Annotated in this window: 14 protein-coding genes and 2 pseudogenes; 4 read left to right on the forward strand and 12 right to left on the reverse strand. The window is 34.2% G+C overall.

The window, feature by feature from the left end:
• Positions 1-36 precede the first annotated feature (36 nt).
• Positions 37-1119 carry an AI-2E family transporter gene (locus ACTDJC_RS16620; protein WP_098308622.1) on the reverse strand — a complete coding sequence of 361 codons (1083 nt, stop codon included), beginning with the start codon at positions 1117-1119 and terminating at the stop codon, positions 37-39.
• A gap of 146 nt (positions 1120-1265) precedes the next feature.
• Between ACTDJC_RS16620 and ACTDJC_RS16625 the strand changes: the two genes are divergently transcribed.
• Positions 1266-2075, forward strand: a complete 810-nt coding sequence (locus tag ACTDJC_RS16625; RefSeq protein ID WP_098308624.1) for an HNH endonuclease — start codon at positions 1266-1268, stop codon at positions 2073-2075.
• A gap of 248 nt (positions 2076-2323) precedes the next feature.
• Here the strand turns inward: ACTDJC_RS16625 and ACTDJC_RS16630 are convergent, their stop codons facing one another.
• Positions 2324-2416 (reverse strand): putative holin-like toxin, encoded by a 93-nt coding sequence (locus ACTDJC_RS16630; RefSeq protein WP_098308626.1) that lies wholly within the window; start codon positions 2414-2416, stop codon positions 2324-2326.
• A 184-nt stretch (positions 2417-2600) separates the two neighbouring features.
• Here ACTDJC_RS16630 and ACTDJC_RS16635 point away from each other — a divergent pair, with 184 nt between their 5' ends.
• On the forward strand, positions 2601-3581 hold the full coding sequence (locus ACTDJC_RS16635) for a phosphodiester glycosidase family protein (protein ID WP_440604106.1): 981 nt from the start codon (positions 2601-2603) through the stop codon (positions 3579-3581).
• Between the two features lie 98 nt (positions 3582-3679).
• On the opposite strand, the gene ACTDJC_RS16640 is transcribed toward ACTDJC_RS16635, so the two are convergent.
• The 9 genes and pseudogenes from ACTDJC_RS16640 to ACTDJC_RS16680 all read right to left on the reverse strand — a co-directional run bounded on the left by ACTDJC_RS16640 (position 3680) and on the right by ACTDJC_RS16680 (position 9292).
• A complete protein-coding gene (locus ACTDJC_RS16640) occupies positions 3680-4153 on the reverse strand; it encodes a tetratricopeptide repeat protein (protein WP_098308630.1) in 474 nt (157 codons plus the stop codon).
• A gap of 76 nt (positions 4154-4229) precedes the next feature.
• Positions 4230-4928, reverse strand: coding sequence for a phosphopantothenoylcysteine decarboxylase domain-containing protein (locus ACTDJC_RS16645; RefSeq protein WP_440604107.1), 699 nt, complete (start codon positions 4926-4928; stop codon positions 4230-4232).
• 12 nt (positions 4929-4940) lie between these two features.
• Positions 4941-5765, reverse strand: coding sequence for an aminoglycoside N(3)-acetyltransferase (locus ACTDJC_RS16650; protein ID WP_440604108.1), 825 nt, complete (start codon positions 5763-5765; stop codon positions 4941-4943).
• 190 nt (positions 5766-5955) lie between these two features.
• Positions 5956-6075: pseudogene (locus ACTDJC_RS16655) on the reverse strand (multidrug resistance efflux transporter family protein); the annotation flags it as partial.
• 111 nt (positions 6076-6186) lie between these two features.
• Positions 6187-6627: an exosporium protein C gene (locus ACTDJC_RS16660; RefSeq protein WP_440604196.1), complete on the reverse strand. Its 441-nt coding sequence runs from the start codon at positions 6625-6627 to the stop codon at positions 6187-6189.
• Between the two features lie 143 nt (positions 6628-6770).
• Positions 6771-7271: a GNAT family N-acetyltransferase gene (locus ACTDJC_RS16665; RefSeq protein WP_098308635.1), complete on the reverse strand. Its 501-nt coding sequence runs from the start codon at positions 7269-7271 to the stop codon at positions 6771-6773.
• Positions 7272-7366: 95 nt separating this feature from the next.
• Positions 7367-7849, reverse strand: coding sequence for a GNAT family N-acetyltransferase (locus ACTDJC_RS16670; RefSeq protein ID WP_440604109.1), 483 nt, complete (start codon positions 7847-7849; stop codon positions 7367-7369).
• A gap of 151 nt (positions 7850-8000) precedes the next feature.
• Positions 8001-8567: a GNAT family N-acetyltransferase gene (locus ACTDJC_RS16675; RefSeq protein ID WP_440604110.1), complete on the reverse strand. Its 567-nt coding sequence runs from the start codon at positions 8565-8567 to the stop codon at positions 8001-8003.
• Positions 8564-9292: a nucleotidyltransferase domain-containing protein gene (locus ACTDJC_RS16680; RefSeq protein WP_440604197.1), complete on the reverse strand. Its 729-nt coding sequence runs from the start codon at positions 9290-9292 to the stop codon at positions 8564-8566. The genes ACTDJC_RS16675 and ACTDJC_RS16680 overlap by 4 nt, the downstream gene beginning before the upstream one ends.
• 693 nt (positions 9293-9985) lie before the next feature.
• Here ACTDJC_RS16680 and ACTDJC_RS16685 point away from each other — a divergent pair.
• The gene (locus ACTDJC_RS16685; RefSeq protein ID WP_440604111.1) at positions 9986-10747 is read left to right on the forward strand and encodes a glycosyltransferase; all 762 of its coding nucleotides are present in this window, start codon (positions 9986-9988) and stop codon (positions 10745-10747) included.
• Positions 10748-10932: 185 nt separating this feature from the next.
• A pseudogene (locus ACTDJC_RS16690) lies at positions 10933-11224 on the forward strand (IS4 family transposase); the annotation flags it as partial.
• Positions 11225-11325: 101 nt separating this feature from the next.
• Here the strand turns inward: ACTDJC_RS16690 and ACTDJC_RS16695 are convergent.
• Positions 11326-12339 (reverse strand): D-cysteine desulfhydrase, encoded by a 1014-nt coding sequence (locus ACTDJC_RS16695; RefSeq protein WP_098308643.1) that lies wholly within the window; start codon positions 12337-12339, stop codon positions 11326-11328.
• Positions 12340-12348: the final 9 nt, after the last annotated feature.

Below are 12348 nucleotides of genomic sequence, written 5' to 3' on the forward strand. Positions count from 1 at the left end.
GAAAAGACCAGCTACAATACGTAACTGGTCTTTTTTCTACTTCTTATTTTTTTTCAATTGAAATAGCCTTACTACATTTAAAACGACTGTTTTCGTCACAGCATATGTTGGTACAGCTAAAATCATCCCGATAATTCCTGCAAAATTTCCGACACCAAGAATCAACACGATAACCGTTAACGGATGAATGTTTAATTTTTCGCTCATGATTCGCGGTGATAGAATATTACTTTCAAATTGCTGAACAATCGTTACGATAACAATAACCCATAACGCTTGCATCGGTGATACAAATAGTCCAACAATAACCGCAGGTGCCGCCCCAATAAACGGACCTAAGTTTGGAATGATATTCGTAACTGCTGCCACAACTCCTAAAACAAAAGCATATGGCATCCCGATAATTAAATAACCGACAAATGTGAAAGCCCCAACAAATAAACAAACCATCGATTGACCTTGAATGTATGCAGCAAGGGTTTCATTCATTTCTTTTAAAACATGACGCCCTTCTTCATGATACGCCTCTGGTAAAAAACGAACTGCTGCTCCAGGAAATTTATGTCCATCTTTAAACATATAAAACAAAATAAATGGAACTGTGAAAATAATTAATGCAAGGTTTGTAATAATACCAAATAATACAGTCGCACTCGATGTAAGCGTATTTGGTATCTCTTTCAAATAATGAAGAGCATTCTTTTCTATCACATCTAGTGAAACATAATCTTGTGTTGTAATCCATTGAAATAACCTATGATGTGATAAATCTGTTATGTATTCTGTCGCCTCCTTAATATAAATCGGCATATTTGTTACTAAATCCATAAGCTGCTGAGAAAGAGTTGGAACCACAACACCAATCCCCACAGCTATTAATGCAATAATGAACACATACAGTAGCAAAATTGCTAAATTACGCGGCACCTTTTTGTTCTCTAAAAAAACAAGAACTGGATTAAACATAAAATAAAGAAATAAAGCAATTAAAATAGGGAAAAACAATGTGGAGATAAAAATGCCGATTGGCTGAAATAAAAACGAAATTTTTGTACAGATAAAAATAATCGTTACAACCATCAGCACTTCTAATGTCCAAAAATGAGCTTTCGATTTCAAAAAAAAGCCTCCTTTAAAATTTCTTCTCTCATTGTAACAAATCAAAACAAAATTTTACATGCTATTTCTTCGTTCTTTATTCCAAAACATAAATAAATACACTAAAATAAAGACATATAAAAATTTATAACTAAAAGGTGATAGGTATGACGGTATGTAGTATATGTAGAGAAAAAGAAAAACAATGTATAGAACAATATGTTATTCCAGAAATGTTATGTGGATATTACTATATCGATACAGTGTGTGAAACATGTCATGAAAGAATAGTAACAAATGTAGATCGTCCATTAATTAGCCATAAATTAATACAGTATAAAATTGATCAACTTAAACATCAAATTGATTCCCCTCTTCTAGATATATATGATGAAGAATATACAAATGATGAAACTGATACCGACGAATTTCAATTTTCAAATTCCCTTATTATGAAACTATGTCAAAGACATGATATCTCACTTCATGATGAAATATGGAAAGAAGAACGAGTAAAAAAAGTTTCCGGTTCCATTCAACGCGAATTACTGCTTGATAATCGCAAATATAAAATGAGTTTATTGAAAATGGCTTATTTATTTGCTGTACATACAATAGATGGCTATTTTCATGATCCAGATGCAGTTGCCATTTCTAATATTTTATTCAATGTAGATTTTATCGAATTAAAAGATAGAAATATTGTACGAGATTTAAGCAAAAGTTCATTGTGGAACACATTAAATACCGATTGCCAAAATCATTATTTTATCTTATTAAGTGACAAAGATGGATTATTCTGTTTTATTCGCTTCTTTGATGTGTTCGATGTCGTTGTTCACCTTTCTCAAAAAACATATGACCTTCCGTCGCCAATTGTTGGTGTAAATGATACAATCAATCAAGAGTTTTACAAAAAGAGTTTAAAAGAATATATGAATGGATTATTTAAAACAACAAGCGGAATTCAATCTTAAAAAACAAGCGATATGATTACAAAAATAAGAACATATGGTCTCCTTTCTTACATAAACAGGATTATGCTATAATAACAATGAAAAGAGCGATACAATCACATAAATAAATCAAATTAGCATATGAATAGAAAAAGACTAGTGTGCGGCAACACACTAGTCCCATATAACTCATCAGAGTGGATTATTCATTATCCTATTTGTTTCTTATGAATTGAACAACCCACCTTCTATTGGCGTAGAGTGGGTTGTTATTTTTTGAGCTTGTCAATTAATAACACAACAAACGTCAACAATGCAATGAGAAAGAGACCACCTTGCAAAAGTAACGAAAGTTCGCTCAAATTATCACCTCCCTTCATTAGAGAAGTGATAATGGAACAACCACCCTGACCATGAGTTACCCTTTCATTTTATCATATTTTTCTAATTTTTACGACGAAAACCGGTAAGCTTTATACTTATCGGTTTTTAATTGTGTTGAAAAATAACAAATGTGACATACTATGAAAAAAAGAAGGTATTCATATGCAAAGACGGATAAAAAAGGGAATAAAACGAATAAGTCTCGTACTCCTCATTATCCTAGCAGGAGGGATGATTTGGTTGTACGGTACAAGCGCTGGCCATAAACTTCGCGAAATGATCGGAGGATCTATTCTGTCATCACAACACCCGCAATTCGCAAGATTGCTTTTATCAAAAAATGAAATTCAGCAATTGAACACTGCTATTTATGCACCGTCCACCCAAAAATCAAAACTTCCCAATTTTTCGTTGTCGCGTAAAAAACACCCTTTATCTGTAACTGTTGAAACGCTCGAAGATCCACATTTCACAGCAAAAATAATGAAGGTTAACGATCCGACTACCATTCATTTAGTAAGTTCCAAATATCATAACCAGGGACAACCATTATCTGAGCTCATTGAACAAAATGGAGCTATTGGAGGTATCAACGCAGGTGGATTTAAAGATCCAGGAGGTGTTGGGCGCGGCGGAGAAGTCATAGGGATTGCAATTTCTGATGGCGTTATTCGTTCGGAGCCTGGATTTAGTCGAGATGCACGTAATGTTGTTTGTGGATTCACAAACAAAGGACAATTCATTACAGGAACATACTCCATTAATGAGTTAAAACATATGAACGTAACACAAGCTGTCACATTTGGACCGCAACTAGTTGTGGACGGAAAAGATATGGTGACGGATCAAGTTGAAGAAGCATATGGCTGGGCACCTCGAACAGGAATCGGACAAGATTCACAAGGGAATGTAATAATGATTGTAACAGACGGAAGATTTTATTGGAACAAGAATCATCGTGGTGCTTCTATGAGAGATATGGTATCCCTGTTCAAAAAATATGGATGTATAGATGCATTTGCCTTAGACGGTGGAGGTTCTTCAACGATGATTTATAAAGGAGAATTACAGCTTAAACCCGCAACTGAAACTTCCGTGGGAATGCGATATCTTCCAAATGCATTTGTAATCATTCCGAAATAAACAGCACTCTTAAAGGACGCTGTTTATTCAGTATTCTTAACTACCGACTGAATGTTGCACCTTTCGGCCGGTAGTTATTTACTTGTAATTCTACCATTTTATTTAAAGGTTTCATTTAACCGCTCTTTATAAAATGTAATTGCTTTTGCATATGTTTTTACATTTTCTGTTTTCACCACCACATCTAGCAGGAGTTTCATCGCCTCTTCGTGAGATTGTATATTATACTTTGCCATCGATAAAAACACTTTCATGGCATCATCATCTGGATAACGTTCTATTCCCGACTCTAATGTAGCAATCGCTTGATCATATTCCCCAATACACCGATATGTACTTCCTAAACCGATATATGCACCTCGCAAACTTTCTCCTTCTAGTCCTAGTTCAATAGCTCTCTCGTAATATGGAACTGCTTCCGTTTCCATTCCCATCGCATCATGCGTCCATGCACATTGATACAAAACTTCCGGATTTTGCGTAAAGTTTATTAAACTCAACAATATCTCTCTGGACTGAACAAACTTCTTCTCATTGCGCAGTTGGATTGCTTTTTTTAATAAATTTTCCATCCTCTCGTCCTCTCATTTCGATCAATATACGCTATAGCATTTTTTCATAACATATACATATGTTCCCACTTATCCATCAATAATGAATGAGTGCTTCTTCTTTTTCAGAATGCATCAGTGCAATTTTATGAATAAGACTTCTTGCTGTATCTGTTTTATCGTTACACACTTGCACTTCACCATCTTTGGAAATAATGTAGTGATTCGTTTCATAGGTATATAGCGCATCCGAAGCATTCGCAACCATGAAATCTGCTTGTGAACCTTTCATTCGAGCTTGTGCTCTATTTACTAATTCTTGTTGATTTACACCGCTTTCTAATTTAAATCCAGCTAATACAACATTTGGATCCCATTGTTTAATTTGTGCTAATACCTTTGGAGCTTTCTTAAAATGAATAACTGGCGGCATATCGCTTGATAACTTACCTATTTCATTCATTACATTTCCGTCTCGATCGACAATTTTATCAACAATCCAGTCTGAGCCAGCCGCTGCCATAATCACAATATCTATTTTTTCACTTGTAATTATTTGTTTCATTTTATCTTGTAAATCAACAATCCCTTCAAAAGAATAGGATGAAAGACTATCATCCGCTTCAGGTTTCTCTGCAAAATATCCGTGTAAATATATAACAGAAGCTCCGGCGTTTAAAGCTTCTTCCGCGAGAAGTCTTCCCATTCTTCCAGTTGACAAATTTGTATGCCCTCTTACTTGATCCCACTTTTCTAAACAACCGCCGCTTGTAATTAATACCTTTTTCTCCTTCATGTTCTCCATCCTTTATTTACAAATTTTCTTCGTTTGCTTTTGTGTCAAAAACCACTCTGTTCCAAAATCGACAGCCTTTTGTTGTTTCATCAATTTACATGATGCATTTCCAATCGTTCCATATGTAACCATTCCTGTTTCATCAAATGCCTTTCCTAGCGGCTCAAAATCATCAGAATCATATTCGAATTCTTCATACTCTTTCCATATACGAACTCCATTTTCAATAATCGGTGCCCCAATTTGTATTTTGTCTCGATATTGCGCACGAACTTCAGATAAATGAAGTGATGTATTTGAATCATGATCCACCCCAATTAGCAATATATATCCATCTAAATCATACATTTTTTGCAAAGGTGACTGTTCCCCAAAACTAGGAGAAAGCTTGTGATTTTCGGTAATTTGTTCGGCATTCTTTCCCCACGCTGCAAAACTATGTAAAGGATGATTACTTCTCTTTGTATTTGGATAAGTACGAAAACATTCCACTACTTTCCCCATACTTCGCGTTGGTGTTGTCTCTGGATGAAACGGGGGTACATTGTCACGAATAATTTTCCACCAACTTTCTGGAACAGGTGGTCTTTGCCAATTTTTCGGATCAGATAAATCACTCGTTTGCGTTGGCATAATAATTGTTCCCTCTTCTGTAACAACTTCCATTAAAGCTTCTACTACAGCCAAAGCCCCTCCGCTTACCCAGCCAATTGAGCTAAGAGATGAATGTACAATAACTGTCATTCCTTCTGTAACACCTAACTTTCGCAAATCATTTGCAATTGTATGAATCGTATTTGGTATTTTTGTTCTTGCAATTATGTCGTTTATATTCATAAAAAATCCTCCATGCTATATAGGAAATATAATTTCTTGTATATCCCATTTCCATATTATCATATTTTTCTTAATATTTAACAAAAACTAAAAGAACACCTCAAAATACAAAGAGAGTATGAATGGTTGTTTTCATACATAACCTCTCTTTTATACAATATAAAAAAGACGACCATTTAAGATCATCTTCTCAAACTGTTATTTTTTCCTCTTTTTTCTCCATAAACGTCACATAACTATGTAAAATCAGCCCAACTATAACAAGACTCATTCCCACCCAAGACATAGTTGACGGAAATGAAGTTGATAATAATAATTTTCTTATAATCCTTCTTTCATTACCAAAAGGAAGGGAGAAGCCCCCCCTCCCTACACAATATCCCAATTTATATTCATTATCCCAATCTATATTCATTATATATTATTCATCACGATCATGGTCGTTTGCTATAGCTAAAGCACTAAAAGACAGTGGTCCGACAACAGCTGCTGTTGTATTATTAGTAATATTCTCAGCAGTTACACGATACATATGAGAACCAGGTTTTAGATTCTTGTCTATAGCTTGAAATGTTACGATATAAAATTGTTCTGAGTCATTAGATTCTATCCCTTGTTGAGACACAAAGATTTCTTGATCATCACGAAAAATTCTAAACACAACTTGAGCGATACCAGTAATCCCTTTTATACCAACAGTGAAAATCAGTTCCACATGATTTTCGCGCACATGTTTTCGCGGAATATGAACACGTAGTTCTGCTAATTTAACTTTTTTTGGAGATTGTGGAATATTAAAAGCTTTTGTTTCATCTATCTTACGAAGCGGCTCTGTTGCTTGGTAATCAATAATTCGAACTATTCTAGTCACCTCCTCTACCTCTATTTTAAAATACGTGATAGAGATAGAGTTTGCTTGGATATCTATCATTCTTTCAATTTTTTAATATTATAAAAACATTAGCTGAGCCAATTGAATCTATTTCACTTTTTTATGTATATTTCTTATAAAAATAACACCATATATTCTTCATCCCGATATATTTCACCAATTTTCAATGCCTTTTTTTCTACACCATACGTTTCAAATCCAATTGAATGATATAATTTTTTAGCCCCAATATTGTCAGAAACAACCGATAAACCAATTTGTTCTATATTTAGAGTCTTTGCCTTTTTCACGATTTCGCGTATTAGATTACGTGCATACCCTCTTCCTCTGCTTTGAGAACTTACATACATCCCTACGATGTGTCCTTTATGGCGGAGTGCTGCTCTTGATTCTGTTAATAGTGTTACAATTCCCACTAAGTTATTCTCCTCATCAAAGGTCCCGAACGTATAGTTACCTTCTGCTCGTAAATTTTGTGCCGCTTGCTTGATTGGTTCTTTCTTTTGAATGGCTTCTTCATATGTAGTAACGTATGCCTCTGAGTTTTTCTGCAATGCTTCTAAACGTAAATTCCAATACTTTTCCGCATCAGTTTCAGTTAAGATTCTAATCATTATGCTACTTCCTTTCTTTTATGCAAAATTAGATATTTTCCTTTTATGTCATTAAAAATTTAAAGTTTACATAATATTATTATATGTATTTTGTATTATAACTCTAATCCATAGCTTTCTATAACAACTCCCATGTTTAACTTTCTTATCATGAATTTCTCTGGTTCTGTAATTTTCTCAAATCCATACTGCTCGTATAACGTATGAGCATCTTGTGTAACTAACATAAAGCGGGTGCCTTTCAGCTTTGGATGTTTTACAATTACCCCTATTAACCACTTGCTTAATCCTTTTCCTCTATATGCAGGTAAAATAAAGACATCTGCTAACCAAGAAAAGCGAACAAAATCTGTGATGACTCTTGCAAAACCTACTTGTTGATTCGTTTCACTATCATATACACCATAACAAAGCGGCGAGTTTCTAATCGCTTCTACAACTAATTCTTTATGCATTCCTTTTGCCCAATAGGAATCATTACTGAGAAAACTATGAATTATATCAATCTGCAACAAATCTTTATTTGTTGAAATAAAATAACCATTATTTTTCTCTACATTTAAAGTAGTTCCCTTCATTTCAAGTTCCTCCTTATTCTACAAAGATAAAGGTAAATGTTTCGGAATAGAGTCTAGAAATTCTGGTGTATGTTTCAATGTAATAGAATACGAATATTGTTTAAAATGTAATGTTTCTGGCCATGTATTTATTACTTCAATAGACACTTTATTATTTTTGATAGTATATACTGTTATCACTCCGTAGCATTTCCATAAACTCCTCTTTCAGCATACTAAAACGATAACGATCAACAAATTCTCCTCGTCTCAGTCGATCTTTTCTCATTAATCCTTCACATACAAATCCAGCTCTTTCATAACTTTTCATTGCTTTCGTATTGTCTGCATCTACTCGCAGCCAAATTTTTTCTAATTTGAATTGTTTAAAGCCAACTTGCAGCATTTGATATAATGCTGCTATCCCATATCCTTGTCCCCAATATCGCTTATCTCCAATCGCAATTCCTAGTTCTGCATTTTTATTTGCTTTATCAAAATTTTTTAAGTCTACCCAGCCAATATGCACACCTTCCTCAGAACAAATCGCTCTTTGTTCATACCCATTTGTTCGATTGATACACATTTCAATCCATCTTCTTGTATCTTCACATGTGAATGGTGGATATTGATCTGGAACTACTAAATATCTCGTTACCTCTTTATCTAATGACCATTGATAGCGGTCTTCTATATCATCTAATGTCAATTCCCTTAATTGAATATTTGGTAAATTCATTGTGTAATTGCTCCTCGCTTTTCAACCTTCCCAATACAAAAACCATCAAAGAGCCTTCCTCCGTACATGTCTAAAATACCATTCACAAATACAATCACTTGCTCTTTCTCGCCTGTTTTATAAAATTGTTCAAACACTGCTACAAACTCTTCGGCAAACTGTTCATCATATTTCTTCAATGTCTTCATAAACCACTTCGATTGTCCCATCCAACAATTATTCATTCGTAAAATAAACTCATGAAGGAGAGTGGCAAGATGACTTGCGATAAACAATTCATCTTCTCGTTTTGCTGCACCAATAAGGTCGTCTAACACATCTGTAATAAAATAACGTTTCTGCTGTATCATTTCTTTTGTCCAAGGTTTTGGCCCCTTTTCCAATAGGTACTGCGCCTCTTTTTTTATAGCTGGTATGATGCCCTTTGTATCTTTTAACACAATTCCTTCCACAACAAGCTGTGGCAAAGAAGGACGACCACGTTTACAATCACTCGCAAAAAAATCTTTATAAGATGTAAAGTTGTGCACAAACACCTCAATAGGCCACCCGTGAGCTATGAAAGATTCACGATATGCAGACGGAAGCTTGCCATCAAAAATAATAATATCTAGATCCGAAGTTTTCGTTCCCTCTCCCCTTGCGATGCTTCCTCCTAAAAGAGCCGCATCACATGTTGGAAATTGAGATGCTAGAACTTGTTTAGCTGCCTCCATTGGCCCCATTTTCATATATATCCCTCATATTTCGTTTTTATTTTTTGGTTCTCTCTGGCTTTTATCTAACACTTACGATATATTCGACGTCTATTTCTTTTTTTCCTATTTTTTATAAGAAAATATGGTATGTGAAATTATAAAATATATGTACCCAAAATGTTACTCCTCTTAATCATTGTTTAGGCAGTAAAATTCCTCTTGGTACAGCCAACCATTAATAAAAGAATGACAAATTTCCCACTGATTGCAACTAAATCTTCATTTTGAAATTATCACATTTGTATAGGTACATCTTAAGTTACCTCGGACAAACTCTTAATGATCCTATACAGCTTGCTGTCTACTAAAACTATATTTTATTAGACTACGGTGGCATGCACTCTTCCCTCTCTTTAACCGCTCAGTTTAGCTGAAGGTTTTCATTTTAGTTGTAGAAAGATTTATGATATGTTAGTATACCTATTTCTGAAATTTAATTTACATATTTTTTATGATACGTGAAATTATATAGGTTTGATTTAATAAAATATGAGGAAAAGAAATATGAATGAATTAACAACACAAGGTTTTTATTAGAGATTAAAAGACAATGTAAACTTTTTATTAATAGTTTACTTTCATTTTCGATAATACAACTCTATAAATGTTAATATATGTTATATATGGTAAAGATCGACTTTATAAAAAGGGGTGAGTATTATGACTGAAACAAACGAATCTTCAGGAGTCGATTTTAAAAAAGATGTGAAGTTTTCTATTATAATCCCTGCACACAATGAAGAAAAGTACATTAGAAAATGTTTAGATTCAATTGCAAAAGCATCAGAGGCATATAAAGATCAAACTGAAGTCATAGTTGTTTTAAATCGTTGCACAGATAAAACAGAGGAAATAGCAAAGTCGTATAACTGTATTACATTAATAAATAACGATAAAAACTTATCCAAAATCCGAAATGCAGGGGCCAAAATAGCTAGCGGAGAAATAATCATTACTATAGACGCTGATACCCAAATGACAGAGTCTATGTTGTCTAATACAGACAAATATTTAGCTTCAGGTAAATACATTGGCGGCGGAGTAACTGGAAAGTTTGAAAGAATATCTTTAGGAATATTCGTTTCCGCAATATTAATAATAATCCCCTTATTTTTTAAGTATGGAGCTATATCTGTAGGGATTTTTTGGTGCTATAGAAAAGACTTTATGGCAATCAACGGATTTAATGAAAACATGCTTATGGCAGAAGATGCAGATTTCGCTAAACGGTTAAAAGAATGGGGAAAACAAAATAATAAGAAATTCGGTACAATTAAAAATGGAATGATAACTTCATGCAGAAGATTTGATAAATATGGAGACTGGACTTTACTTAAAAATCCAAAAATAATCTTAGCCTATCTAAAAGGAAATGACAAAAAATACGCAGATAAAACATATTATGATAACCAAGAAAGATAACTGTGAAGATTCCTAAACAAATCATCATCAAATAAACTAGTGAAACAAAATAAATAAAATGTAAACTTTTGTATAGAAGTTTACACTCATTCCCTTGATTTTATTGAATTTATCGCAACTTACTTATTTTTTTCAAAGACAACTAGAAAAGTATGTATTCAAAACGTGATAAATAAAAAAATCATATTAGCATTCTTCTTTGTTCCTCTACTATGTACAAAATACATCAACTACTCCTCATTAAGAAGAAACAAGAGCAAAGTGAATACAAAACAGTCCATATCATCAAAGATTACTACCTACTTATATATCAATCTCTACAATAAAAACACCCAAGAACTATCAAAGACCTTTCTTTGTTTGTTCAATCTCTTGCATAAAAATGGACGAAAGTCTCATCGTTACGAGAAGAAAACAGTCTTTGATATCTTGTGTGTCATATATAACTATTCCGTATTTCGTAATAATGTAGCTTAAATAAAAAGATCGAAACCCGATAGGATTTATTTGTATGCAAATTTTTAAATAGTTTATATTAATTATTTAGAAAGCGAAAAAAAATCTAGTTGAATTTATTCTTAATTAAGCTTAGCTGAATGGGCAAAGAGCGAAGTATTGGCGTATAACGCTGAGGCACCGCCAGAGTGCACAAATAGGATGTTATCGTCCGGCTTAAAGATGCCTGTTTGTATTAAATCAATGAGTCCCGCTGCTGCTTTACCTGTATATACCGGATCCAGCAAAATCCCTTCTGTTCTTGCCATGAGCTTGACAGCTTCCACCATTTCAGGCGTAGGCAAAGCATAACCTGGTCCTACATACTCATCAAAACACGTAACAGCCTCACGAGGGATTGAATTTGGTATGCCAATGTGTGCTGAAGTTTCTTTAACAAGCTGAAAAACTTTCTCTTCTTGTTCCTCTTTTCCTCTGCTTACATTTATTCCGATTACCGGTATTTTACTTTGATTTCCATAAAAGCCAGTCACCAAACCTGCATGCATTCCCCCGCTACCGCTTACACAAACGACAGCATTCATATTAACTCCTTGATCAAAGGACTGTGTCAAAATCTCCTGAGCGCAGGCAACATATCCCGTTGCACCAATGACATTCGATCCCCCAACCGGAATTATATAAGGTTTATACCCCTCTTCCGTTACCTCTTTAGCTACTTTCTCCATTTCTTTCATCAAGTCCGTCCCATTAGGCACAACCTTAACCTTTTCAGCTCCCAGTAAATGATACAGAAAATAGTTACCATTAAAATCTGGCTCAGAATTTGTTAAAAGCCCCTCTTCCAATACAAGTATACACTTCATTTTCTCTTTAACGGCAGCGGCCAGTGTTAAACGGCAATGATTTGATTGAATGCCTCCACATGTAATTAACGTATCCGCACCTTTTTCCAATGCATCGGCAACAAGGAACTCTAGTTTTCTTGTTTTATTTCCACCAGCCGTCAGCCCAAGTGAATCATCTCGTTTCATATAAACGGAAGGGCCCCCAAGCACTTCAGAAAAATGATGTAATTTCTCAATGGGTGTATATGTTGGTGTATATCGCCGTCTGGGAAATTGGGCTAAATTCATATTAAATCT

This window comes from Bacillus sp. GB_SG_008 (assembly GCF_052038115.1).
GTDB lineage: Bacteria > Bacillota > Bacilli > Bacillales > Bacillaceae_G > Bacillus_A > Bacillus_A rhizoplanae.

Excerpts from the sequence above, each read along its gene's own strand:
- ACTDJC_RS16640 (WP_098308630.1), bottom strand. The coding sequence starts at position 4,153 with ATGGAAAATTTATTAAAAAAAGCAATCCAACTGCGCAATGAGAAGAAG.
- ACTDJC_RS16680 (WP_440604197.1), bottom strand. The coding sequence starts at position 9,292 with ATGGGGCCAATGGAGGCAGCTAAACAAGTTCTAGCATCTCAATTTCCA.
- ACTDJC_RS16665 (WP_098308635.1), bottom strand. The coding sequence starts at position 7,271 with ATGATTAGAATCTTAACTGAAACTGATGCGGAAAAGTATTGGAATTTA.
- ACTDJC_RS16645 (WP_440604107.1), bottom strand. The coding sequence starts at position 4,928 with ATGAAGGAGAAAAAGGTATTAATTACAAGCGGCGGTTGTTTAGAAAAG.
- ACTDJC_RS16635 (WP_440604106.1), top strand. The coding sequence starts at position 2,601 with ATGCAAAGACGGATAAAAAAGGGAATAAAACGAATAAGTCTCGTACTC.
- ACTDJC_RS16625 (WP_098308624.1), top strand. The coding sequence starts at position 1,266 with ATGACGGTATGTAGTATATGTAGAGAAAAAGAAAAACAATGTATAGAA.
- ACTDJC_RS16695 (WP_098308643.1), bottom strand. The coding sequence starts at position 12,339 with ATGAATTTAGCCCAATTTCCCAGACGGCGATATACACCAACATATACA.
- ACTDJC_RS16675 (WP_440604110.1), bottom strand. The coding sequence starts at position 8,567 with ATGAATTTACCAAATATTCAATTAAGGGAATTGACATTAGATGATATA.
- ACTDJC_RS16650 (WP_440604108.1), bottom strand. The coding sequence starts at position 5,765 with ATGAATATAAACGACATAATTGCAAGAACAAAAATACCAAATACGATT.
- ACTDJC_RS16685 (WP_440604111.1), top strand. The coding sequence starts at position 9,986 with ATGACTGAAACAAACGAATCTTCAGGAGTCGATTTTAAAAAAGATGTG.
- ACTDJC_RS16670 (WP_440604109.1), bottom strand. The coding sequence starts at position 7,849 with ATGAAGGGAACTACTTTAAATGTAGAGAAAAATAATGGTTATTTTATT.